This is a genomic window from Kocuria rosea (assembly GCF_006094695.1).
GTDB classification, from domain to species: Bacteria; Actinomycetota; Actinomycetes; order Actinomycetales; family Micrococcaceae; genus Kocuria; species Kocuria rosea.
In genome coordinates this window covers 1,830,895-1,855,141 of record NZ_CP035103.1, presented here as the reverse complement: position 1 = coordinate 1,855,141, position 24,247 = coordinate 1,830,895, and the positions used below count along the sequence as shown (strand labels likewise).

Sequence of the window (24,247 nt, the reverse complement as noted above, 5' to 3'; positions counted from 1 at the left end):
CAAGCATCCATGACCATCACCGAGACCCTGGGCACCTGGAGCGCGCTGTTCATGCTCTTGGCCGCCATGACCTACCTGGTGGCCTTCGTGGCCTTCGCCTGGGACATGGCCTCCCACTCCAGGACCCTGCGCCGAGCCGAGCATCACAGCAGACGGGACGAGCAACTGGTGGGCGCAGCGACCGCCCCTGCTCAGGTGGACAGCACCGCCGGAACCACCAAGAAGGCCGACGACTCTCGGCCCGGACTGGGCGCCAGTGAACGTGGCCGCGGACACAAGCCTTCTACCCGAGCCGTGCTGGCCGAACACGTCGCCGACTCCTCCATGCGCTACACCGGGGAACACCGCCCCGCGGCGCGGGCGGCTCTGACCATCATGGTCCTGGCCTTCCTCCTCCACACCGCCGCGGTCGCCAGCCGGGCGATCGCCGCCGGCCGGGTGCCGTGGGGCAACATGTACGAATTCGCCACCACCGGGGCCCTGGTCGTGACCGGGGTGTACCTGGCCGCGCTCCTGCGCCGGGACCTGCGCTTCGTGGGGACCCTGGTGTCCGGGCTTGTGGTGATCATGCTGTGCGCGGCCACCATCGGATTTCCCACCCCGGTGGGTCCGCTCGTCCCCGCGCTGCAGTCCTGGTGGCTGGTGATTCACGTGTCCATCGCCGTAGCGGCCTCTGGGATCTTCACCATCACGTTCGCCATGGCCGTGCTGCAGCTGCTGCAGGCCCGGCGCGAACGGGCGATCCTGGCCGGGGAGGCCCCGGGCATGGGCTTCCTGGCCATGGTCCCCTCCTCCCAGGCGCTCGAGAACCTCTCCTTCCGGCTCAACGCAGTCGGGTTCGTGTTCTGGACCTTCACCCTCGCCGCCGGCGCGATCTGGGCCGAGCAGTCCTGGGGACGTTACTGGGGTTGGGATCCCAAGGAGGTCTGGACCTTCGTGATCTGGGTGGTCTACGCCGCTTACATGCACGCCCGCGCCACCCGCGGGTGGACGGGCACCCGCTCGGCGTGGCTGTCGATCGCCGGTTACCTCTGCGTGATCTTCAACCTCACCGTGGTCAACACGGTCTTCGAGGGCCTGCACTCATACTCCGGGCTCTGAGCCCCGGACCTAAGGCTCCCTCCACGAGCCGCGGGAGTACGTATCACATGGTCCGGAGGGGATGTGCCGAACGATGTGCGGGAAGCGCAGGCAGCTGATGTTGTTGTCTCGGGTGCACGCGGATGGTGTGCACCACCGATGGCGCAAATCCAACCACGTAGATACTCGCAACCGGATCAGTGCGCATGCCCTTCCGTCTGCTCCGCCTCGCCGGTGGCTGCCCGAGACGGCTCAGGGATCTCGAGTCTGATCGAGGGCTCCTCCACATCACCGGGTGGGCGGGAGGAGAAGCTGATGCCGTTCGGCAGGTCCCCCACCGGCACAGTGGCAAGGACCGAAAGGCTCTCAAGGTCCACGACGGAGACGGTGTCGTCGTAAGTGTTCGTGACCCAGGCCCTCGTCCCGGTGGTGTCGATGACCACCCCGTGCGGACCGGAGCCGGTGCGGACACTGCCGCGGGCGGTCATCCCGATCGGGTCGATCACGGACAAGGTGTTCCCGGGCTCGGCCTCGGTGCCCTGGTCGGCCGAGAGCAGGGTGCGGCCGTCCGGGGACAGATACACCTGGACCGGAGAAGCTGAGACCTCAACGGTGCCCACCACCTCCCGTGCGGCGAGGTCGATCTTCACGACCGAGGCCGGCTCGGCGATGCTGGCATAGGCGTAGGTACCGTCGGCGTCGACCGCCACCTGCACGGGGCCGCCCTCGACCGGCACTGAGGCGGTCTTGGTGTCGGTGCCCGGATCGATCAGATCCACCGAACCGGCCTCGGTGTTGGCCACCGCGATCACCGACCCATCGGCTGCTGGGCGCAGACCATGGGGCATCCCCCCAAGGTCGATGGTGGCGACCGGGTCAAAACCCGGTGCGCGATAGACCGAGACGGTGCCGTCGCCGGCATTGGTGGTGTAGACCTTGGTGCCGTCGGCGGCGTCGATCACGTGCGCGGGGGCCGGTCCGCTGGGAGCAACCGCGGCCACCTGATAGCTTTCCGCGTCGACGGCGATGGTCGTGTTGTCGTGGCCGCTCACCGCGTATCCGACGGAGCCGTCGGCCCCGGCTTGCACGTTGTGCGGGGACTCCACCCCGGTCAACGTCGTGACGACTTCGTTCGTGGCCGCGTCCAAGACAGTGAGACTGTCGCCCTCCTCGTTCGCCACCCACACCGTTCCGGTCATGCCCCCACCGCTCGAAGGAGCGGAGGCGGTCGCCGTGGTGGCTTCCGGTGGTGTGCCGTTGGAACAGGCCGCCAGGCCAACCATCATTAGAACAGCCAGACTGGTGACGGCGAGCCGTCGATTCATCAAGATCCTCACTAGACCTTTCGGGTCGAACCAATAGGAAAAGAATTGTGGCGGACCGAAGATGTGGAGCGGGATTGACGTGTGATTAAAAGCCTCGACGCCACGGACCTCCAGTCCTGTCAGCACCCATCGGCTTGAGAACGCCCCCTTGGCAGTAGGACTCAACACGATCCTACGGTGATCAGATCGTCGCCCCTAAACTCAGCGACCAAACCTGTTTCGGCCCGATCTTCACCAAATCTTCAATGATAGGTCGGGATGCTCGACGACACCCGTCACGAGACCTCCCGGCTGAGCTGCCAGGTCAAGTGGTCGGAGGACCTCGACGGCGCCGCGGTCACCATCGCCCCCCGAGTGGTGACCCACCGGAACCTCTACGCCCTCGAATATCGAACGCATATCGGTCACACCGTGCTCTACCTTCCGAGTACACCGGTCCAAGACGGATCGGCTACGCATCCCTCACAGCACTGGCAGCAGGCCTTCCACCCTTCCGGGGAACCCTCGAAGGTCGGAAGGTTTCAGGGAGAAGGAGCAGGCTCGGTGCACTCCCCCAGGCCTGCTCCGCCTGGCCAGCGCCCCTCCCCCGGCACGATGTGACTGTCTTGAAGCAGGCCTTCGGGACAGCAGTCTCTCGATCCACTACGGGAAAGACTTCATGAAATCTTCATCGTTACCTGCTCCCTTATCGCTTTCCCGTGACCTAGGCTGACCCTATACCCTAGGAGGGTATAGAAGAGGTGAGGGCCGTGAGTATTCAGGGCTGGGTGTTGGTGGTTGTGGCGGTGGTCGTTAGTGCCGTGTTGCTCTGGTTCTTCTTCGGTCCGAAGAAAACTCGCCGGGCCGAGCTGGAGGCCGGGGTGCAGACGATCACGGTGACGGTCAAGGGCGGGTACAGCCCGGACCTGATCCAGGTGGCTCCCGGAGTGCCTGTCCGGCTGGTCTTCGACCGGCAGGAGACCGGGGACTGCTCCTCCCGGGTGGTCATCCCGGATTTCCAGATCAACCAGCCGTTGCCCGCCTATGCGCGCACGGCCGTGGAGTTCACCCCCACCGAGCCGGGCGAGTACGGCTTCGCGTGCGGGATGAACATGCTGCACGGCCGCCTCCGCGTCGTCGACGAGCACGACAGCGCCTCGCCGGCCCCGATTTCGGCGGCACCGGCTCACGCCGCGGGCACGGCCACCCACGGCGACGCCGCCTCCACAGGGCCGACGCGCACCGCCGTGGCCGAGGTGACCCACGCCCGGATGGACCACGGTGCGCAGACCGCGCAGCTGACCATCCGCGGGGGCTACCACCCGCAGCTGCTGCGCGTGGCAGCCGGGGTGCCACTGCGGCTGGAGCTGCTACGGCAGGAGGACAGCGCCTGCTCGGAGCGGTTCGTGGTGCCCGATGCCGGGGTGGACACCGCGGTCCCGGCCTTCGGCAGCACCGTGGTCGAGATCCCCGGGCTACCGGCCGGGCGCCACGAGGTCAGCTGCGGGATGAACATGCTGCACGGCACCCTCGAGGCCCTCGAGGATTCGGCCGACGTCGGAGGCTCCACTGACGGGGCCGGCGAGCACTCCCACGACCATGTCGTGGTCCAGGAGGACACCCGAACCTCTACGACCCCACTGCCGGAGCAGGAGCCCCCGCACGGGCACGGCCCGGTGGAGGAGCCGGAGGACACCGAGGCGAAGGAGCGGGCGGCGGAGATCGCCGATCTGCGCCGCCGGGTGATCGCCGGGGCCGTACTGAGTTTTCCGGTGGTCGTGGCGGTGATGGCCATGGAGCTGTTCGGCATGGCCTGGGTGCCGCCGGTGCTGATGAATCCGTGGTTGCAGTTGGCGCTGATCACCCCGGTGATGCTCTACACCGGTTGGCCCATCCACAAGACCGGGTGGTTGGCGCTATCCCACCGTACCGCGGACATGAACTCGTTGATCACCTTGGGAACGATCGCCGCCTACGGCTACAGCCTGGTCGTGACCATCGCCCCCGGCCTCGTGCCGGCCGAGGCCCGGTACGTCTACTACGAGGCGGTCGGGGTGATCATCACCTTGATCCTGCTCGGGCGCCTGCTGGAGACCAAGGCCAAGGCCGGGACCGGGGAGGCCATCCGCACCCTGATCGGGCTCCAACCGCACACCGCCCGGGTGGTGCGCGACGGGCAGGAGCGGGAGATCCCCTTGGGAGAGGTCGTCGTCGGCGACGTAGTCGTGGTGCGCCCCGGGGAGAAGCTGCCCGTGGACGGGCAGGTGCTGGAGGGCACCTCGGCGGTGGACGAGTCGATGGTCACCGGTGAACCCATCCCGGTGACCAAGACCGCCGGGGACACCGTGATCGGCGCGACCATCAACCAGACCGGTTCTTTCCGCTACACCGCCACCAAGGTCGGCTCGGACACCATGCTGGCCCAGATCATCTCCCTGGTCCGGCAGGCCCAGGGCTCCAGGGCGCCGATCCAGCGGCTGGCTGATCAGGTCTCCAGCTACTTCGTGCCCGCGGTGATCCTCATCGCCCTGTGGTCCTTTGTGGTCTGGGCGCTGGTCGGTCCCCCGCCTGCGGTGGTCTTCGCCCTGGTGGCCGCGGTGTCGGTGCTGATCATCGCCTGCCCGTGCGCCCTGGGGTTGGCCACTCCTTTGTCGATCACCGTGGGCACCGGCAAGGGGGCCACCGCCGGGATCCTCATCCGCTCGGCCGAGGCCCTGGAGACGGCCCACAAGCTGGACACCATCGTGCTGGACAAGACCGGCACGATCACCAAGGGGACTCCCGCCCTGACCGATGTGCTGCCCGCCCCGGGCTTCACCGACGCCGAGGTGCTGGCTCTGGTGGCGGCGGTGGAACGCTTCTCGGAGCACCCTCTGGCCACCGCTATCGTCGCCGGGGCGCAGGAGCGCGGAGTGACCGTGCCCGAGGCCACCGCTTTCGACTCCGTCACCGGCCAGGGGGTCCGCGCCCTGGTGGGCGGGCGGGAGGTGCTGGTGGGCAACCGGCGTCTGCTCACCGGGGCAGGCATCGACGCCGAGGTGCTCACCGCCCCCGCCCAGGAACTGGCCGCGGACGGGAAGAGCCCGATGCTGGCCGCCGTCGACGGGCACCCGGCCGGGGTGATCGGGGTGGCCGACACCCTCAAGGAGGGTTCCGTGGGTGCTGTGGCCGCGCTGCGCGACCGCGGCATCGAGGTGGTGATGATGACCGGGGACAACCGGGCCACCGCCGCGGCCATCGCCCGCCAGGTCGGCATCGACCGGGTGGTGGCCGAGGTGCTGCCCGAACACAAGGCCAGTGAGGTCAAACGCCTGCAAGACGAAGGGCGCGTAGTGGGGATGGTCGGGGACGGCATCAACGACGCCCCCGCCCTGGCCCAGGCCGATGTGGGCTCGGCCATCGGCACCGGCACCGACGTGGCCATCGAGGCCTCCGACATCACCTTGATCTCCGGGGCGCTGTCCGGGGTGGTCACCGCCGTGGACCTGTCCCGGGCCACCATGCGCAACATCCGCCAGAACCTCGTCTTCGCGTTCGTCTACAACGGCGTCGGCATCCCCATCGCCGCCGGTGTGCTGTACCCGTCCCTGGGCTGGACGCTGAGCCCGATGATCGCCGCGGCTGCGATGGCCCTGTCCTCCCTGTCGGTGGTGGCCAACGCCAACCGGCTGCGCGCCTTCACCCCTCGCCCCGTTCCCGACCTCGCCCACACCCCCGCCACCACCGACCCGGTGGTGGAAATCGGGCGCGAGGACACCACAAAACCCGGAACACCCCCAAGGGAGGAAGCCATGCCCGAGAACACCACAACGGTCGTCGACCCGGTCTGCGGAATGAACATCGACCCGGCCACCGCGGCCACCAGCGTCGAGCACGAGGGCCGCACTTACCACTTCTGCTCGACCCGCTGCGCCCAGTCCTTCCAGGACGCCCCGGCCAGATACATCAGCACCCAATGAACGGAGGCTGCGCCCGTAGCCCTGAAAGGAGCACGGGTGCAATCCGTAGGACCACCAGGAGTCGCTATGGAACCCACCATCGACATGGCAGCTGTGGTGCGGCGCCTGAACCGCATCGAGGGACAGGTCCGTGGCATCACCCGGATGGTCGAGCAGGACCGGTACTGCATCGATGTCCTCACCCAGGTCGCTGCGGTGTCCGGGGCCCTGCACGAGGTGGCGCTGGTCTTGCTGAAGGATCACATGAGCCGCTGTCTCATCCAAGCTGCCGACGCCGGCGGCCCCGCGCAGGAGGCCAAGCTCCAGGAAGCAGTGGACGCTATCGCTCGGCTGGTCCGTGGCTGAAGAAGAACTACTGATGAGGGTCGAACCGGCCAGAGCCTTCCGGAGCCGCCTGGCCCGAGCGATCGAACCAAGGCACAGCTTGACTGCTTTGGCGTGGACCGTCTTGAGAGGCCGCCCACGGGCATGGGGATTCGCAAACACTCCGCAGAGATTCGTTTGATGAGAAAAGAGGACAGCATGAGCGATCACGAGACCACGGCCGTCATGGAGGTGCAAGGTGTGCACTGGGCCTCGTCGAAGGCCGTTGCTGAAGCCGCGTTGTCGCGCCGGCCGGGGGTGCTGCGAGTGGAGGCGAATCCTGTCTCCCAGACGGCCAATGTCACCTACGATCCCGGTCTGACCTCGATCAAGGATCTGACCTGGTGGGTGCGGGAGTGCGGTTACCACTGCGCGGGCCAGTCGGTGCCCGAGCACGTGTGCGACCCGCTTGAGGAGGACGGAACCGTCGCTGGACGGGCCGGTCACCGGGTCACCGGTGACCGGCCCGGATCGGGGCTGAACCCCACGGACCATGGCGAGGACGCCCCCGCCGGGCACGGGCAGCACGTTGTTCGTGACGCCCAGGAAGTCATGGGCCATGGCGGCGGTGGCATGTCGATGGAAGCCATGATCCGTGACATGCGCAATCGGTTCCTGGTGGCCGCCCTGCTGTCGGTGCCGATCACGTTGTGGTCCCCGATCGGGCGGGAGGTATTGGGGTTCACGGTCCCGGCCCCGTTCGGTTTACGCGATGACGTCCTTGCGCTAATCCTCTCCCTGCCGGTGATTTTCTATTCGGCCTGGATCTTTTTCGACGGCGCCTACCGGGCGCTAAAGGCCCGCACCCTGGACATGATGGTCTTGGTGGCCGTGGGGGTCAGCGCCGGCTGGGTCTACAGCCTGATCGTGACATTGACCGGTGGCGGCGAAGTGTTCTACGAGGCCGCCACCGTGCTGGCCACCTTCGTGTTGCTGGGGCACTGGGTGGAGATGCGGGCCCGTGGCGGGGCCAACGACGCGGTCCGCACCCTCCTGGAGCTGGCACCCTCCAAGGCGCTGGTGATCCGTGACGGGAATACCGTGGAAATCCCCACCGCCGAGGTCATGCCCGGGGATCTGATGCTGGTACGCCCCGGGTCGAAGGTCCCCACCGACGGTGTGGTCGAGGACGGCGAGTCCGAGATCGACGAATCCATGGTCACCGGCGAAAGCCTGCCGGTGGCCAAGTCCACTGGCTCCGAGGTCATCGGGGCCTCGGTGAACACCACCGGGACCTTACGGGTGCGGGCGACGAAGGTCGGAGCGGACACCGCCCTGGCGCAGATCGTGGCGCTGGTCCAGGAAGCCCAGAACTCCAAGGCACCCGGTCAACGTCTGGCGGATCGGGCCGCGTTCTGGCTGGTGTTCGTGGCGCTGATCGGCGGATCCGGCACCTTTCTTGTCTGGTGGCTGGCCGGGGCGAGCATTGCCCAAGCAATCCTGTTTGCCATCACCGTGGTGGTCATCACCTGCCCCGATGCCCTGGGTCTGGCCACCCCCACCGCGATCATGGTGGGAACGGGTTTGGGCGCCAAACGAGGCGTGCTGTTCAAAAACGCCACGGCCTTGGAAACGGCCGCACGGATCGACACGGTCGTGATCGACAAGACCGGGACCCTGACCAAGGGCGAGCCGGAGGTCACAGACTTCATCACCCACGGGATCGGCGAGGACGAACTCCTGGGCCTCGTGGCGGCCGTCGAACGCGAATCCGAGCACCCGTTAGCTGCCGCGGTCGTGAACTACGCCGAGGACCGCGGCGTCCCGGCCCTGACTGCCAGCAATTTCCGCAACGTCCCGGGCCACGGCGCCGGGGCCACCGTGAACGGGCGGCAGGTTTTCGTGGGTAACCGCAAACTGATGGTGGCCGAGAGCGTCGACATCACCCCGGTGGCCGGACAGCGCGAGGCCCTGGCCTCGACCGGGCGCACCGCGGTGCTGGTGGCCGTGGACGGAGCGGCCGCTGGGGTGATCGCCCTGGCTGATGCCGCCCGGGAGACCGCCGCTCCCGCGGTGGCCGCGATGCACGAGGCAGGGATCGAAGTCGTCATGCTGACCGGTGACAACGAGGCGACCGCCAAGCGGATCGCCGCCCAACTGGGCATCGACACTGTCATCGCCGAAGTCCTACCCGAGGACAAATCCGCCAAAGTGGCGGAACTGCAGGCGGAGGGCAAACGGGTCGCCATGGTCGGCGACGGGGTCAATGACGCCCCAGCCCTAGCCAAGGCCGACCTGGGCATCGCCATCGGCGCCGGCACCGACGTGGCCATTGAAACCGCCGACGTGGTGCTGATGCGCTCCGATCCGTTGGACGTGCCGATCGCCCTGCGGATCGGCGCTGGCACCGTGCGCAAAATGCGCCAGAACCTCACCTGGGCCATCGGCTACAACGTGGTCGCCCTGCCGATCGCCGCCGGGGTCTTCTACCCGGCCTACGGCATCATGCTCAGCCCGGAGATCGCGGCGATCTCGATGTCGGGCTCCAGCGTCATCGTGGCGGTGAATGCCTTGCTGTTGAAGCGGCTGCGGTTGCCGGAACCGCCGGAGTCGACGTCGGCAGCCCGGGTCCAACCAGACCTGGCCCCCGCGGGAAGCCGGTAGGACAGCTCCAACGCCTGGCGATGACCATGCACTGTTCGTGCGAGATGAAGAGGAAGAACCTGATGACGACTCCCAAGACGACGCTCCCTCCCCCGCTGGCACAGGCACCACTGAGCGAGGAGGAACTGAACCAGCTGGACGCATGGTGGCGGGCGGCCAACTACCTGTCGGTGGGGCAGATCTACCTTCTGGACAACCCACTGCTCAAGGAGCCACTGTCCCTAGAGCACATCAAACCCCGGCTGCTGGGCCATTGGGGCACCACCCCTGGGCTGAATCTGATCTACGCGCACCTGAACCGGGTGATCAAGGCCCGAGCCCTGAGCGCGATGTACGTGACCGGACCAGGCCACGGCGGCCCGGGGCTGGTGGCCTGCGCGTACCTGGACGGGACCTACAGCGAGGTCTACCCGGACATCGGCCGGGACGCCGACGGGCTACGGCGTCTGTTCCGCCAGTTCTCTTTCCCTGGCGGGATCCCCAGCCACGTGGCCCCGGAGACCCCCGGATCCATCCACGAAGGCGGGGAACTGGGCTACTCGCTGATGCACGCCTACGGGGCGGCCTTCGACAACCCCGACCTGCTGGTGGCCTGCGTCATCGGCGATGGGGAAGCCGAGACCGGGCCACTGGCGGCCAGCTGGCACTCCAACAAATTCCTCGACCCCGTCCACGACGGAGCCGTCCTGCCGATCCTGCACCTGAACGGCTACAAGATCGCCAACCCGACCGTGCTGGCCCGGATTCCCGAGGAGGAACTGATGAGCCTGTTGCGCGGATACGGGCACGAACCGTATCTGGTCAGTGGGAGCGATCCGGTACAGGTGCATCAACGGTTCGCGGCCGTGCTCGACGAGGTGCTCGAGGACATCCGTCGCATTCAGGACCAGGCCCGGGAGGGCACCGTAACGGAGCGCCCGCGGTGGCCTTTGATCGTGCTGCGCACCCCCAAGGGATGGACCGGGCCCGCGGAGGTGGACGGGTTGCCCACCGAGAACACCTGGCGCTCCCACCAGGTGCCCCTGTCGGGTCTGCGGGAGCACCCGCAGCACCTGCGCCAGCTGGAGGAGTGGCTGCGCTCCTACCGGCCCGAGGAACTCTTCGACGCCGACGGTGCTCTGGTCCCTCAGCTGGTCCAGCTGGCCCCGGAAGGCACCCACCGGATGAGCGCGAACCCGGTCACCAACGGGGGCGCCGTGCTGCAGCCCCTGCGGCTGCCAGATTTCCGGGACTACGCCGTCGATGTCCCGTCCCCGGGCACGACGGTTCACGAGGCCACCCGGGTGCTGGGCACCTGGTTGCGGGACGTGATCCGGGACAACCCGCGCACCTTCCGCCTGATGGGACCCGACGAGACGGCCAGTAACCGGCTCAACGCGGTCTTCGAGGTCACCGACCGGGTCTGGCAGGCGCAGATGCTGCCCACCGACGAGGGGCTGGCTCGCTCCGGCAGGGTGATGGAGGTGCTATCCGAGCACCTGTGCCAAGGCTGGCTGGAGGGATATCTACTCACCGGCCGGCACGGGCTGTTCTCCTGCTACGAGGCGTTCATCCACATCGTGGACTCCATGGTGAACCAGCACGCCAAGTGGTTGAAGGTCGCCGCGGAGATCCCATGGCGCCAGCCGATCGCCTCGCTGAACTACCTGCTGACCTCTCACGTGTGGCGTCAGGACCACAACGGCTTCTCCCACCAGGACCCCGGCTTCATCGATCACCTGGTCAACAAGAAAGCCGAGATCGTGCGCGTCTACCTGCCCCCGGACGCCAACACACTGCTGTCGGTGGCCGACCATTGCCTGAGCAGCCGCGACTACATCAACCTCATCGTCGCCGGCAAGCAACCGGCCCTGTCCTATCTGTCCATGGAGGAGGCGGCATTGCACTGCCGCCGCGGTGTGGGCATCTGGGAATGGGCCGGCAACGAAGCACCAACCTCTCCCGGCACCGCCCCATCCGCAGGCAACCAGCCGGACAGCGCCCCGGTGCTGCCCGATGTGGTGATGGCCTGCGCCGGGGACGTCCCGACCCTGGAGGTCCTCGCGGCTGTGGATCTGCTGCGCCAGCATTTGCCAGACTTGGTCGTGCGTGTGGTCAATGTGGTGGACCTGATGCGCCTGCAACCGGCCAGCCAGCACCCGCACGGGCTGCAGGAGGCAGAGTTCGACGCAATCTTCACCACCAGCCGTCCGGTGGTCTTCGCCTACCACGGCTACCCGTCCCTGATCCACCGGCTGACCTACCGCCGGACCAACCACGGCAACTTCCACGTACGCGGCTTCCAGGAGGAGGGCACGACGACCACCCCTTTCGATGTGGTCATGCTCAACGACCTGGACCGGTTCCACCTGGTCATCGACGTCATCGACCGGGTTCCCGGCCTAGCCGAGGCAGCCGCCCCGCTGCGGCAGCGCATGCTCGAAGGACGGTTGCGGGCCCGCGCCTACACCCGGGCCCACGGAGAGGACGACCCGAGGATCAGCGCCTGGCGCTGGCCCTACGCCCCGGCCAGCGCCGGCGACCCAAGCGGACAGGGGTGCTGCTGATGCGCCTGGAGCACCTGGTGCCGGCCCTGGCGAGCACGGACCAGGGGTATCGTGCGGTCATCTTCGACATGGATGGGGTCGTCACGGACACCGCCGGGGTGCACGCCCGGGCCTGGAAGGCCCTCTTCGACGAGATCCTCCCCGCCCTGTCCCCCACAGTGCAGGAACTCTTCGACGCGGACACAGACTACCGGGCCTACCTCGACGGGCGCCCCCGCCGGGACGGGGTGCGCACGTTCTTGGCCGCCCGCGGGCTCAGCGTACCCGAGGGCGGGCCCGGTGACGGTGCGCAGATGCTCACCGTCCATGGGCTGGCCGCCCGCAAGCAGGAGCTCTTCGCCGCGGAGCTGACCCGGCAGGGAGTCAGGGCGTTCCCCGATGCCCTGGTGGTGTTGCGCGCACTGGTCTCCCGGGGCGTGCCCACAGCCCTGGTGACCTCCAGCCGCAACAGTGCCTCGGTACTGGAGGCGGCCCGGGTGGGGCACCTGTTCACCGTGCGCGTCGACGGCACCGACGCGCACCGGCTGGGGATGCCGGGCAAACCGGATCCGGCCGTCTTCCTGGAAGCGGCCCGCCGCCTGGAGGTAGCACCGGCCGAGGCCGTGGTGATTGAAGACTCCACCGCCGGGGTCACCGCCGCCGCCGCCGGGGGGTTCGGCCAGGTGGTGGGGGTGGACCGGACCGGGAATGCCCATGAGCTGACGGCAGCCGGTGCCCACCTCGTGGTGGAGGACCTCCGGAGGGTGCCGCTGGTACCTCTGGCCGAGGACGGTCTGCAGATGGAGCATCGAGGGCCGTGGTGCGGCGGGGCGGTCACCGCCGCGGCCGACGGGTGGCGACTGGTCTATGACCGGTTCGATCCGGTCCAGGAGGGTACCCGGGAGGCCCTGTGCACGCTGGGCAACGGGTACTGGGCCACCCGCGGGGCGGTACCGGGCAGCACCGCCGACGGGACCCACTACCCCGGGACCTACTTCGCCGGCGTCTACAACCGCCGCACCACCGATCTGGCCGGGCACCAGGTCGAGACAGAGCACTTGGTCAACGCCCCCGACTGGACGTACCTGAGTGTGCGCCCGGCCCAGGGGACCCTGTTGCATCCGGGGTGCCCGGAAATGATCGCTCACCACCAAGTCCTGGACCTGCGCCACGGGGTGCTGACCCGCACCAACCGCTACCGTGACGCCACCGGTCACACCACCCGGGTCACGTCGCGTCAACTCCACAGCCTGGCACGTCCGTATGTGGCCGCCCTGGAGGTCACAGTGGAGGCCGAAGACTGGTCCGGGGAACTGATCGTCGAGTCCACCGTCAACAGCGCGGTGTCCAACCGCAACGTGATCGCCGATCGCGAGTTGGCCAACGAACACTGGGGTCCGGTGGAATCCCGGGAGCTGGACGCAGAAACGGTGCTCTGCCAGGCGACCACCACCCAGTCCGGCATCACCGTGGCCACCGCCGCCCGCACCCGGGTCTTCCCCTGCTCCGCCCAGACCGGCCGGCGCCTGGCCACGCGCCATGGCCATGGCCATGGCCATGAGATCACGCTGATGTTGCGCCCCGGACAGCCGGTGACGCTGGAGAAGACCGCGGTCGTGGCCACCTCCCGAGACCGGGCCCTGTCCACCCCTGCCCTGGACGTGGGCTCGAAGATCGATGAGGCACCCAGGTTCGCTCTGCTGCTGGCGGAACAGGGGACGGCCTGGGCGGAGCTGTGGGATCGCTTCGGCATCGACCTGGAGGCCGGGGCTGCCCAGGAGCTGGCGTTGAACCTGCACCTCTTCCACGTGCTGCAGACGGTCGCGGCAACGGGCCCGGACCTGGACGCCGGCCTGCCCGCCCGTGGGTTGCACGGCGAGGGATATCGCGGCCACATTTTCTGGGATGAGCTCTTCGTCTACCCCATGCTCACCCTGCGCCGCCCCGAACTGACCCGGTCCTTCCTGCTCTACCGTTATCGACGCCTCGGGGCGGCCCGGGCAGCGGCCCGTCAAGCAGGGCTGGAGGGGGCGCTGTTCCCGTGGCAGTCCGGTAGCGACGGGCGGGAGGAGACGCCGACGGCGCTGTTCAACGTCCGCAACGGACAGTGGATGCCGGACAACTCCCATCGGCAGCGCCACGTCGGGTTGGCCGTGGCCTACAGCGTGTGGCAGTACTACCAGGCCACCGACGACATCGGCTTCCTCACCGACTACGGCGCGGAGATGATCATCGAGGTGGCCCGGCTGGTCAGCAGCCTGGCCGTCCACGACCCCGTCGAGGACCGTTTCGACATCACGGGGGTGATGGGCCCGGACGAATATCACGACGGCTACCCGGACGCTCCGGGCCAGGGGGTGCGCAACAACACCTACACCAACGTCTTGGCCGCCTGGGTCCTGGCCCGCGCCGGGGAGATCGTCGATTTGCTGGCCGGCCACGACTGCGACCCGTTGTGGCGCCAGCTGCATCTGCAGCACCAGGAAATCGACCGCTGGAACCAGATCAGCCGTCGAGTGCGCATCCCCTGGCACGCGGACGGCGTCATCAGCCAGTTCGAGGGCTACGAGGATCTGGAGGAGTTCGACTGGGCGGCTTACCGCGCCCGCTACGGCAACATCGGCCGGCTGGACCTCATCCTCCAGGCCGAGGGCGACTCCACCAACCGCTACAAGCTCTCCAAACAGGCCGACGTGCTGATGCTCTTCTACCTGTTCTCCGCCGAGGAACTGCGGAACCTTCTCGCCCGCCTGGGCTACACCCTGCCCCCGGAGCTCATTCCCCGCACGATCCGCTACTACCTGGCCCGCACCAGCCACGGCTCGACGCTGAGTCGGCTGGCCCACGGCTGGGTGCTGGCCCGCACCGATCGGGCCCGGTCCTGGGCCCTGTTCGAACAAGCCCTGCAAGCTGACCTCGCCGACACGCAGGGCGGGACCACCCGCGAAGGCGTTCACCTCGGGGCCATGGCCGGAACCGCCGACATGGTGATGCGCTGCTACGGGGGCGTGGAGATCCGGGAGGAGGCCCTGTGGCTGCACCCGGTGCTACCGGATGGGCTGGGCGCGGCCTCCTTCCAGCTCAGGTACCGGGGCCAGCCGATCAGCATCAGCCTCAGCCGGCACACCATGGCGATGCGTCTTCATCCCTGTTCGGCCGCACCCATCCGGGTGTGCGCCGAAGGCCTGGAGAGAACTCTGCGCCCCGGTCAGGTCTGGGAGGTGCCGCTCACCCCAGCATCATCCCCGGCCCAGCCAGGCGGTTCCAGCGGGTGCACTACCTCCACGGTGGGGAGCCGAGACGATGACTAACACCCACGCCGAGCGGTACCAGCAGATCACCGAAATCCTGGCCCGTCACGGACTGGGCTTCCTGGTGGGGGCGGCAGGCCTGCAACGGTGGGTGCCTTTCGAGCGCGGTCTGCTGGGGCACGAACAGCGCGCGGAACCGTACACGAACCCCGAGCACCTGCGCCTGGCCCTGGAACAACTGGGACCGGTCTTCGTCAAGCTCGGGCAGGTGCTGTCGACCCGGGCTGATCTGCTGCCCGAACCGTACCGGCAGCAACTGTCCCTGCTACAAGACTCCACACCGCCGGTGCCCGGGCGGATCATCACGGACCTGATCGTCGGCGAGCTCGGTCACGCCCCCTCGGAGCTATTCGCCGCCTTCGATGAAGAACCTCTGGCCAGTGCATCCCTGGGGCAGGCCCATGCGGCCCGCCTGGCCGACGGCACCGAGGTCGTGGTCAAGGCGCGTCGACCCGGGGTCGCCGCACAGGTCCAAGAAGACCTGGAGATCCTGCAGAACATGGCCGCCCGGGCCAGCCGCCATTGGGAGGCCGCCGCCGACTACGACCTGACCGGCATTGCCGAGGAGTTCGCCACCACGCTGCGGGCGGAACTGGACTACCTCACCGAAGGACGCAACACCGAACGTTTCGCGGCGAACTTCGCCGACAACGACACCATCCGTGTCCCCCGGGTCTTCTGGGAGACCACCACCTCCCGGGTGTTGACCCTGGAACGGATGCACGGGCTGAAGATCAACGACCTGGCGGGGCTCGATGCCACCGGGACCGACCGTGCGGCCCTGGCGACCCGCGCGACCGGTGCGGTGGCCCAGATGGTGTTCCGGGACGGCTTCTTCCACGCCGACCCGCACCCGGGCAACCTCTTCGTCGAACCCAACGGGCGCATCGCCCTGATCGATTTCGGCATGGTCGGGGACATCGACGAGCAACTGCGTGACCGCCTCGGAGCGCTGCTGCTGGCCCTGGTGCGCCAGCATCCCCGGCGGATCGCCACCGCCCTGGTGGAGCTGACCACCTCCCGCCGCCCCGTCAAACTCCCCGCCCTGACCGAGGACCTGGCCCCCGTCGTCGCCCTCTACTCCGGGCGGACCCTGGGTGAGGTCAAGGTGGGGAACCTCATCAAGGAAGTTCTCGCCATCCTGCGCCGTCACCACCTGCAGTTGCCACGGGAGCTCTCCTTGTTGCTGAAAATGCTGCTAATGGCCGAAGGTATGGGGACGACGCTGGACCCCCAGTTCCAGCTGGGTGAAGTCCTCCGCCCGTACGCCCACGGGCTGGTGCTGGAGCGCTACTCCCCCTCCGCCATCGCCGGACGCCTGTCCCAGGCAGGGGCCGATGTCGTGGATCTCACCGCTGAGTTGCCCGAGCAGCTACGCCGCGTCCAGGCCATACTCGAGGCCGGGGGCCCCGAACTGCACCTGCGCACCGTAGAACTGGACCCTCTCATTGACCGCCTCGAGTCGGCAGGCCAACGGTTAGGCCTGGCGATCCTGGCGGCCGCCTTCGTGCGAGGACTCGGTGATCTGGCCGCAACGGACCCGGTGCGGCGCCGATCCTGGCAACTACCGGTGCTCAGCACGGGTCTGGGCGCGACCGGCTCCCTGGGCGCCTACCTGGCCTGGTCGGCGCACCGGCAACGACGCCGCCGGCCCTGACCGCGGACCAGTACCCATCCACACCACCGACCACCAGCAATCCCTTCCACGAAAGGAACCATCATGGACCAGACCATACGAGTGGGCGTCAACGGCTACGGGGTGATCGGCAAACGCGTGGCCGATGCGGTCACCGCCCAACAGGACATGGAACTGGTCGGGGTCAGTGACGTGATCTCCGACTACCGGATCACCGCCGCCGTCTCCCGCGGCATCCCCGTCTACGCCTCCACCACCGAGGGCGTCGCGGCGATGCGCTCAGCAGGCATCACCCTGACGGGGGAACTGCATCAGCTCCTCGACGCCGTGGACGTGATCGTGGACTGCACCCCGGCCAAGATCGGGGCGAGCAACCTCGAGCACTACCGGGCCCACGGGGTCAAGGCCATCTTCCAGGGTGGGGAGAAGCACGCTCTCACCGGCCACTCCTTCGTCGCTCACGCCAACTACGCCACCGCCCTCGGCCGGGACACCACCCGGGTGGTCTCCTGCAACACCACCGCCACCGTCCGTACCCTCACTGCCCTGAAGGACGTCGGGTTACTGACCAAAGCACGCGGGGTGCTCATCCGCCGGGCCACCGACCCCTGGGAATCCGATCACTCCGGGATCATGAACACCATCGTCCCAGAAACGGCCATCCCCAGCCATCAAGGACCCGACGCCCAGACGGTCGTACCGGACCTCGACGTGGTCACCATGGCCGCCAAGGGCGCCCACACCCAGAATCACCTGCACTACTGGACCATCGACCTCACCCGCCCCGCCACCTCCGAAGAAGTCCTCGAGGCGCTGAGTGCCATGCCGCGCATCGCCCAGGTCCGCAGCAGCGACGGGATCGTGGCACCCAACAGCACCATCGAGCTGATGCGAGACCTCGGCCGGCCCCGCGGGGACATGTACGAGGTCGCCGTGTGGGCCGACATCCTCACGGTGCGCGGCGAGGAACTGTTCTGCACCTACACCGTCGACAACCAAGCGGTGGTCATCCCGGAGAACATCGACGCGATCCGGGCCCTGGCCGGCACCGTCACCGACGGGGCCGAATCCATGAGCCGCACCGACACCTCCCTGGGCGTGCGCGCCGACTTCCTCACCCCCGCACCGCACCCGGACCGCATCTACCCTACGGCGAGGGCACGGACGTGAGCGCCGCAAAGACCTTCCGAATCGTGGTCGGGGTGGATGGTTCCCCCGAGTCTTTGAGGGCGTTGGAGTGGGCGGTCGCCGAGGCCCGGTTGCGCCAGGGGCAGGTGCATGTGGTGACCGCCTGGCAGCACCCGGCCATGGTGGTCGGCGACGACGACCACGACTGGGATCCAACCAGATACGAAGCGAGGGCCCGGCGACTCCAGGACGAAGCGCTGCGCAGCGTCCACGCCGGTCCGGAGGACATCACCGGGGAGGTGGTCCCAGGGCAGCCGGCCGCCGTGCTGCTCGAGGCCTCCACCGAGGCCGATCTGCTGGTCGTGGGCTCCCACGGTTACGGCGGCTTCACCGGCCTGCTGCTGGGTTCGGTCTCCAACCAGGTCGTCCACCACGCCCGCTGCCCCGTACTCGTCGTCAAACCCAGACGCCAAGGCCGGCTGTAGCGCCCGGACCGCCCCTCGCACCCCGGGTCACCGGACCCAAAGGGGAGGGATCTGGCGACTGACTGCCCGCCGGCAGGGTCGACGGCGTGGCGGCTCATGGTCCCCGGCGAGCCCTGCCCGGGACCGTGGTCAGCACTAACGAGACCAGCACGATCGCCGCCCCCAGGGCGCTCCACATGGTGGGCCGTTCCCCGGGCAGCACCGCCGAGACCGCCATGCCGATCACGGGCACCAGCAGAGTCCACGCACCAAGCAGGTCCAGCCGCGCAACCTGGGCCTGACGGAACCACGCAACAAAGTCCGCCGCGGTCCCGATCAGTGACAGGAACCCCAGCGCCAGCACGACCCGGGGTGTCCACGTGATGGCCGGGGCGCCTTCAACCACAGCGGCCAGCACCACCAGCAGGAGACCGCCGAGCACAAAGTGCCAGGCGATGGCGACCAGCAGATCCGTCCCCGACATCCGTCGAGCCATCAGCGTTCCGGCGGTGATGGCCACCGCCGAGAGCAACGACAGCCACGCCCCTTGCCCGCCGCCACTGGCCACCCCCACCAGCACCAACCCGGTGAATCCGACCACCAGGGCCGCCACCGTGCGCACGGACACGGCCTCACCGTAAAGCCACCAGGCCGGCAAAAGGATCAGCAATGGTTGGGCATTCGACAGCACCGCTGCCGCCCCCGTGGCCAAACCGGCGGTCCCAGCGAACATCGCGGCAAAAGCCACGGTCACATTCACTACCGCCATCGCCGTCAACAATCCCCAGACCCGATCCCGCGGCCACAGGGGCCGCCCCTGCACGGCGGAGACCAGCAGCAATGCGGCCCCGGCGATCAGCGCGCGCATCGCCGCGAACCACAGCACCGGCGCATCTTGCAACCCCCACCGGATGGCCACGAAACACAAACCCCAGGCCGTGGTGACCCACAACATGGTTCCCACTCGAGGGGGCTCCCCGGCTCGGAGTCACGTGCGTGCTGCTCAGAATCATGCCGCCTGTCGGCGGAGCCGGGGGACGAACCGCGGCACCCGGCGGGCGTAGTCCTGGTACGCGGTCCCGAACTGCCGGGTCAGCACTTGTTCCTCTTTGCGCCCCAGACGCCAGTAGACGACCACCAGCACCGGGAACATGAGCAGGGTCAGCACGGTGGGCCACTGGAGTAAGAAGCCCACCATGACGGCCAAGAACCCCACGTACTGTGGGTGCCGGAGGCGCGCGTACGGGCCGGTAGTGGCCAGACGCCCTTCACGCTGGGCCGTGTAGAGCACCCGCCACGCCCGGTACAACAGGTACAACCCCACCCCGATCACGACGTTACTGAGCAGGTGCAGGGGGTTCAGATGGGGGTCCCCCTCCCACCCGAACAGCTCCTGCCACAGGTGCCCGGAAAGGTGGTCCAAGGACTGCTGGCCGGGCACCCGCTCGCCCAGCCAACCCGAGAGCAAGAAGATGGTCAGCGGGAAACCGTACATTTCCGTGAACATCGCCACGACAAACGCCGAGAACCCGCCCAAGGCACGCCAGTCCAGCTTGGTCTTGGGCTGGACGAAACTGGCGGCAAAGACGATGAACACCAAGGAATTCAGGGCCACCAACCACCACAAGCCATACCCGTACTCAGCGGACATCGCCGGCCCCTTCCTGATCGGGACGACCACCGTGTCCCGAAGTACGGCCCGACGCCCCATGCCCGCTGTGACCTCCATGGCCTCCATGGCCAAAGAGGTGCATCACGAGCATGGCCGCCCCGAACACATACGGTAACGAATCCAGCACGTGCACCCAGTGATTGGTCAGCAGGTAGATCACTGAGCCGATCACCAATATCACGACGCCGGCGCGGAGACGCGCTTTTTGCCGCATTCTTTTAATGTCGGACTCACCGTTGGAGCTGTGGTGGTGTGACATAGCCGTTGTCCTTCGAAAGCAATGGTGCGGGTTTCCGAGACGTGGTTCGGAGGCTTTCCGCAAGAGGGGTTCATCTTCCGTGTCGGGTCAGTGGAGTGCGGGGCGAGTCCCGTCCCCCACCACGGCGCGACCAGCTCCCTTGGCGGCCATACTGACGAGTCGTTCCAAGGGCCCTTGCCCGAAGGCGCGCTGCCAACCCACCGCGAACAGGGCAGCCAGGAGAAGATAGGCCAGGAACCAGATCTCGGGTTGGTCGTAGTGCAGCTCGAAGGACAACAGCACCAGCTGGACCGAGTAGAGGGTCAGGGTCATCGCCCCCATCGCCGACAGAGGTAGCAGCCACGGCCCAATCGTGCGGGCCAGGAGAAGGAAGGTCCCGAGCACGGCCAGCCCGATCCCCAGGCTCCAGGCAATGGCCAGCGGCATGTTCGCGTGCGGGGTGGTGACGGCCAGCCACCACCCGGTGCTGGTGGGCAGCCCCTCGTCGGTTCCCCACACGAGGATCTCATCCACCACTTCCTCGCTCTGTTCCGGGACGCTGGGCAACAACTGGTGGTAGCCCTCGGCAACGTAGAGCAGAACGTAGGAGCTCAGGTAGGCGAATGCGGCGAGCCCGGCCCCTATCAACACCAGCGAGGTTTGGACCTGCACATTGCGCAGGTTCAGACGCCCCAGGGCCAGTCCGGTCAGCAGGTACGTCATGTACGGCAGGGCCGGGTACGTGCCGGTCAGCAACAGCTGGGCCGCTGTCGCCCCGGGAACGGTGACCACGTCGTTGAAAGTGGGGTTGTAGGCGGTGAACTCCGGCAACCGGCCCCGCAGGATCTGCATCAGCACCGGTGCCACGACTCCGAAGAGCATCGCGCACATGACCAGGGTCACGGGGCGTAAGTGGAGGAAGGGAATGGTCAGCAGGAAGAACACCCCGTAGTAGACCAAGATGTTGACGGCCGGGGGGTCTTTAGGCATCAGGTACCCGATGGACATGCCCACTGCGGCAATCAGCAGGGCCCGGACCGCCACCCCGACCCGGGCGGCCGTCATCGACTGCCCCTGCCGACGGGTGCGTCCACCTGTGCCGAAAGCCAGCCCCACCCCGGCCAGCAAAGCGAACAACGCCGCCGAGTCCCCGGCGAAGAGGATCCAGGACCAGGTCGGCTCGTGTGTCTCCTCATTGGAGGCGGGCAGGAAATGGATGGCGGTCAATCCGATCAGCGCCAGCCCCCGGGCAGCGTCGATCGCGACCAGCCGTCCCCGCGTGGGGGAATCCTCTGGAGGAGTGGCCCGGTCGGGGGCTTCGGTTCTATGGCGGTCGCTCATCGCTCTCCTCGTCACTGTCCTCGTCGTCTGCAAGGCCGCCCGGTCCGTGGCGGAATCCGCTGTTGCTCCGCGGCAAGGGTGTGGATGGTGCCGGTCACAGCAGTTGCTCGACGGTGTTTCCTCCGTCGGTGATGCGCAAGACGGTGGAGCCAGCCACCAAAAGGGTCTCCACCGCCCCGCCGCCGGTCATGCTCGCCCCCAGGGCGGTGACCTCCCCGAAGGCTTCCCCGGTGGCCGTCCAGGTCAGCCCGGAATCGTCGCTGATCAGCAAGCGGCCGCCAGGCCCAGCACCCACCACCGTGTGATCATCGGCCCAGGCCACCAGGGACATTAACTGCGGGGTGTCCATGCTCGTCCAGGTGGCCCCGCCGTCGGTGGATCGCAACAGGCCCTCCTCAGTGGTGGCCAGCGTCGCCCCGCCACCCGGAGCGATGGCCAGGGCCATCGGGGCGGAAGGGATCGCGACGGTCTCCCAGGTGCGCCCGTCGGTGCTGGTGCGCAGTTGCCCGTCGAAGGCGAGAATCCGATCCGGGCCCGCGGTCAGGGCGTGGAAGTCCGACTCCCCGGCCCGCGACAGCACGCTCCAGGTCTGGCCCCCGTTGGTGGATTCGACCAGTCCCAGCGGCTCGGGCAAATCCACCCCGGGGCCGGGGTGACCGGAGGCCAGGTAGCGTCCGCCACCGGTGGAGGTGAAGCCCATCAAGTCCACGGTCGGGCCGACTTGGGTCAGTTCCTTGTTCTCCAGCAGGAACAGGCCTTGGTGGGTGGCCAGCAGGATCACCCCGGTGGCCGTGTCCCGGGTGATGGCGTGCACGTGGGTGATGGCGGTGCCGCCGTCGTTGCCGGAAGAGGACGAGGACTCCGACTGTGGTGACTGTGATGAGCAGGCGGTGACAGCCCACCCCGTCCCGGCGACCAGGCCGGCGGAGAACAAGGTGCGTCGGGTGACAACGGTCATGGGCGGTATTTCAGCTCGGTCGTCATGCCGGCCTCGGCGTGGTAGATGTTGTGGCAGTGGATCAGCCAGTTCCCGGGATTGTCCGCCTGCAGATCGATGGCCATCGACTGCATCGGGGCGATCAGGACGGTGTCCTTGCGCAGGCCGTTGGGCAACGCGAAGGTGTGCCCGTGCAGGTGCAGGGGATGGGCCATCATCGTGTGGTTGGCCACGTCGAGCCGCACCCGCTGTCCCTCTTGAATCTCCAGTGGTTGATGCTGCCCGTAAGGGGCCCCGTTGAATCCCCACTCGTAAGGATTCATCTGTCCGGTCATGGCCAGCTCCAGGCGCACATCGGGTTCCCGGGCCTCGAGCCGGGCGCTGTCGGCAGGTTTCAGCTCGGCACCGACCAGCACGGGCTTGTCCAGTTCCGCCGGTCGCACGGACGGCGACGGAGCGGCACCGGAACCGGTGCGCACCAGACTCATGGCCTGCCCCTCCTTGCCCAGCGGCACGGCCACGAACGGGAAGACACCGTCGGTCAGGGTGACGGTCGCATCGTAGCGCTCCCCCATGCCCAGATAGAGGGCATGGGTGTCCTGCGGCTGCACGGGGAACCCGTCGGTGTGTGTGACCGTCATCCGGTGCCCGCCCAGGGCGACCGTGAAGATGGTGTCCGCAGCAGCGTTGATGATCCGCAGCCGCACCCGTTGGCCCGGCTTCGCAGTGAGCACCTCCGGGTCAGCCGGCACCCGCCCATTGACCAGGTAATGCGGGTAGGCCACGTCCCCGGCGTCATCGCCGTACGGGGAGTCACCGGCGCCCATGCTGCCGTGATCCATGCCAGCCATGCCCTCCGAGGAACCAGAAGACATGCCCATGCCCTCCATGCCACCCATGCCACCCATGTTTCCGTGGTCCATGCCACCCTCCCCTGAGGAGGTCAGGGTGGTCAGGATGTCGTCGGGGGTTTGGCCCGTGCCGTCGACCCAGTCGTCGAGGACCAGGATCCACTCGTGGTCGTAGTCCCCGGGTTCTTGGGGGTCATCAATGATCAGTGGGGCATACAGGCCGCGGTCCAGCTGGACCCCGACGTGCGGGTGGTAAAAATAGGTGCCCGGATCCGGGGCGGTGTAGTCGTAGGTGTAGGTGGCACCGGCGGCGATCGGGTCCTGGGTCACCCCGGGCACCCCATCTGCTGCCTGGTCCAGGGCGATCCCGTGCCAGTGCACGGTGGTCTGCGCCGGCAACTGGTTGTCGACGGTGATCCGCAGGCGGTCCCCGGCGGTTGCGCGGATGAGCGGACCGGGGGTGCTGTCACCGTAGGCCCATGTCGACACGGTCGGCCCACCCAGGTCCAGGCGCACCGGCTGGGCGGTGAGCGTCTTGGCGACAACGCGCTGACCGGCGCCCGCAGAGGCCGCCCTGGACCCCGTGCCGGCCGTGGAGGGGGTGGAAGGAGCGGAGCAGGCCGCCAGGGTACTGGAGCCGAGCAGGCTCAGCCCACCGACCACCAGGCTTCTGCGGGAGAGGGTGTTCATGAATTCCTTTCGGGGTCATCAGGCAAGATGGGGATCCAGAACCATCTTCGGCGGGTCAGGAGCAGGAAAGAGTCCGATTCCCTTGAAGGTTTGACGAAGATTGTGGAGAATCCGGTCCCTGGCGGCGATCTGCCCGAGGCGACG

16 protein-coding genes are annotated in these 24,247 nt (G+C 67.8%); 9 read left to right on the top strand and 7 right to left on the bottom strand.

What is annotated here, in order from left to right; translation table 11 throughout:
- Positions 1 to 9 precede the first annotated feature (9 nt).
- Positions 10 to 1,101, top strand: a complete 1,092-nt coding sequence (gene ccsB, locus EQG70_RS08595) for a c-type cytochrome biogenesis protein CcsB (protein ID WP_109269448.1) — start codon at positions 10 to 12, stop codon at positions 1,099 to 1,101.
- A gap of 176 nt (positions 1,102 to 1,277) precedes the next feature.
- Here the strand turns inward: ccsB and EQG70_RS08590 are convergent, their stop codons facing one another.
- Complete coding sequence (locus EQG70_RS08590; protein ID WP_109269466.1) at positions 1,278 to 2,405, bottom strand: YVTN family beta-propeller repeat protein; 1,128 nt, start codon at positions 2,403 to 2,405, stop codon at positions 1,278 to 1,280.
- An 800-nt stretch (positions 2,406 to 3,205) separates the two neighbouring features.
- On the opposite strand from EQG70_RS08590, the gene EQG70_RS08575 reads away from it, so the two are divergent.
- The 8 genes from EQG70_RS08575 (at position 3,206) to EQG70_RS08540 (ending at position 18,395) form a co-directional block, all read left to right on the top strand.
- Complete coding sequence (locus EQG70_RS08575) at positions 3,206 to 6,343, top strand: heavy metal translocating P-type ATPase (RefSeq protein WP_244296689.1); 3,138 nt, start codon at positions 3,206 to 3,208, stop codon at positions 6,341 to 6,343.
- A gap of 66 nt (positions 6,344 to 6,409) precedes the next feature.
- Positions 6,410 to 6,688 (top strand): metal-sensitive transcriptional regulator, encoded by a 279-nt coding sequence (locus tag EQG70_RS08570; RefSeq protein ID WP_109269447.1) that lies wholly within the window; start codon positions 6,410 to 6,412, stop codon positions 6,686 to 6,688.
- Positions 6,689 to 6,865: 177 nt separating this feature from the next.
- A complete protein-coding gene (locus tag EQG70_RS08565) occupies positions 6,866 to 9,310 on the top strand; it encodes a heavy metal translocating P-type ATPase (RefSeq protein WP_109269446.1) in 2,445 nt (814 codons plus the stop codon).
- 62 nt (positions 9,311 to 9,372) lie between these two features.
- The gene (locus EQG70_RS08560) at positions 9,373 to 11,856 is read left to right on the top strand and encodes a phosphoketolase family protein (RefSeq protein WP_109269464.1); all 2,484 of its coding nucleotides are present in this window, start codon (positions 9,373 to 9,375) and stop codon (positions 11,854 to 11,856) included.
- The gene (locus tag EQG70_RS08555; protein WP_109269463.1) at positions 11,856 to 15,146 is read left to right on the top strand and encodes a beta-phosphoglucomutase family hydrolase; all 3,291 of its coding nucleotides are present in this window, start codon (positions 11,856 to 11,858) and stop codon (positions 15,144 to 15,146) included. Before EQG70_RS08560 ends, EQG70_RS08555 begins: the two co-directional genes overlap by 1 nt.
- Entirely contained in the window at positions 15,139 to 16,803 is a 1,665-nt protein-coding gene (locus EQG70_RS08550) for an ABC1 kinase family protein (RefSeq protein WP_109269445.1), read from the top strand. The genes EQG70_RS08555 and EQG70_RS08550 overlap by 8 nt, the downstream gene beginning before the upstream one ends.
- Before the next feature lie 63 nt (positions 16,804 to 16,866).
- The gene (locus tag EQG70_RS08545; RefSeq protein ID WP_109269444.1) at positions 16,867 to 17,952 is read left to right on the top strand and encodes a type II glyceraldehyde-3-phosphate dehydrogenase; all 1,086 of its coding nucleotides are present in this window, start codon (positions 16,867 to 16,869) and stop codon (positions 17,950 to 17,952) included.
- Positions 17,949 to 18,395 carry a universal stress protein gene (locus EQG70_RS08540; protein WP_109269443.1) on the top strand — a complete coding sequence of 149 codons (447 nt, stop codon included), beginning with the start codon at positions 17,949 to 17,951 and terminating at the stop codon, positions 18,393 to 18,395. The genes EQG70_RS08545 and EQG70_RS08540 overlap by 4 nt, the downstream gene beginning before the upstream one ends.
- Positions 18,396 to 18,489: 94 nt before the next feature.
- Here EQG70_RS08540 and EQG70_RS08535 read toward each other — a convergent pair whose 3' ends face one another.
- The 6 genes from EQG70_RS08535 to EQG70_RS08510 all read right to left on the bottom strand — a co-directional run bounded on the left by EQG70_RS08535 (position 18,490) and on the right by EQG70_RS08510 (position 24,103).
- Positions 18,490 to 19,329, bottom strand: a complete 840-nt coding sequence (locus EQG70_RS08535; protein ID WP_109269462.1) for a DMT family transporter — start codon at positions 19,327 to 19,329, stop codon at positions 18,490 to 18,492.
- A 54-nt stretch (positions 19,330 to 19,383) separates the two neighbouring features.
- Positions 19,384 to 20,025 (bottom strand): methyltransferase family protein, encoded by a 642-nt coding sequence (locus EQG70_RS08530; RefSeq protein ID WP_109269442.1) that lies wholly within the window; start codon positions 20,023 to 20,025, stop codon positions 19,384 to 19,386.
- On the bottom strand, positions 20,015 to 20,305 hold the full coding sequence (locus tag EQG70_RS08525) for a DUF2933 domain-containing protein (RefSeq protein WP_202976222.1): 291 nt from the start codon (positions 20,303 to 20,305) through the stop codon (positions 20,015 to 20,017). Before EQG70_RS08525 ends, EQG70_RS08530 begins: the two co-directional genes overlap by 11 nt.
- Positions 20,306 to 20,392: 87 nt before the next feature.
- The gene (locus EQG70_RS08520) at positions 20,393 to 21,625 is read right to left on the bottom strand and encodes a heparan-alpha-glucosaminide N-acetyltransferase domain-containing protein (RefSeq protein ID WP_109269441.1); all 1,233 of its coding nucleotides are present in this window, start codon (positions 21,623 to 21,625) and stop codon (positions 20,393 to 20,395) included.
- A gap of 94 nt (positions 21,626 to 21,719) precedes the next feature.
- Positions 21,720 to 22,583, bottom strand: a complete 864-nt coding sequence (locus tag EQG70_RS08515; protein ID WP_109269440.1) for a F510_1955 family glycosylhydrolase — start codon at positions 22,581 to 22,583, stop codon at positions 21,720 to 21,722.
- Entirely contained in the window at positions 22,580 to 24,103 is a 1,524-nt protein-coding gene (locus EQG70_RS08510) for a multicopper oxidase family protein (RefSeq protein ID WP_109269439.1), read from the bottom strand. The genes EQG70_RS08515 and EQG70_RS08510 overlap by 4 nt, the downstream gene beginning before the upstream one ends.
- Positions 24,104 to 24,247: the final 144 nt, after the last annotated feature.

Coding starts and splice junctions, on each gene's coding strand:
- EQG70_RS08590 (WP_109269466.1), bottom strand. CDS start 2,405: ATGAATCGACGGCTCGCCGTCACCAGTCTGGCTGTTCTAATGATGGTT.
- EQG70_RS08570 (WP_109269447.1), top strand. CDS start 6,410: ATGGAACCCACCATCGACATGGCAGCTGTGGTGCGGCGCCTGAACCGC.
- EQG70_RS08560 (WP_109269464.1), top strand. CDS start 9,373: ATGACGACTCCCAAGACGACGCTCCCTCCCCCGCTGGCACAGGCACCA.
- EQG70_RS08510 (WP_109269439.1), bottom strand. CDS start 24,103: ATGAACACCCTCTCCCGCAGAAGCCTGGTGGTCGGTGGGCTGAGCCTG.
- EQG70_RS08520 (WP_109269441.1), bottom strand. CDS start 21,625: ATGAGCGACCGCCATAGAACCGAAGCCCCCGACCGGGCCACTCCTCCA.
- EQG70_RS08545 (WP_109269444.1), top strand. CDS start 16,867: ATGGACCAGACCATACGAGTGGGCGTCAACGGCTACGGGGTGATCGGC.
- EQG70_RS08550 (WP_109269445.1), top strand. CDS start 15,139: ATGACTAACACCCACGCCGAGCGGTACCAGCAGATCACCGAAATCCTG.
- EQG70_RS08515 (WP_109269440.1), bottom strand. CDS start 22,583: ATGACCGTTGTCACCCGACGCACCTTGTTCTCCGCCGGCCTGGTCGCC.
- EQG70_RS08535 (WP_109269462.1), bottom strand. CDS start 19,329: ATGTTGTGGGTCACCACGGCCTGGGGTTTGTGTTTCGTGGCCATCCGG.
- EQG70_RS08565 (WP_109269446.1), top strand. CDS start 6,866: ATGAGCGATCACGAGACCACGGCCGTCATGGAGGTGCAAGGTGTGCAC.
- ccsB (WP_109269448.1), top strand. CDS start 10: ATGACCATCACCGAGACCCTGGGCACCTGGAGCGCGCTGTTCATGCTC.
- EQG70_RS08530 (WP_109269442.1), bottom strand. CDS start 20,025: ATGTCCGCTGAGTACGGGTATGGCTTGTGGTGGTTGGTGGCCCTGAAT.
- EQG70_RS08525 (WP_202976222.1), bottom strand. CDS start 20,305: ATGTCACACCACCACAGCTCCAACGGTGAGTCCGACATTAAAAGAATG.
- EQG70_RS08555 (WP_109269463.1), top strand. CDS start 11,856: ATGCGCCTGGAGCACCTGGTGCCGGCCCTGGCGAGCACGGACCAGGGG.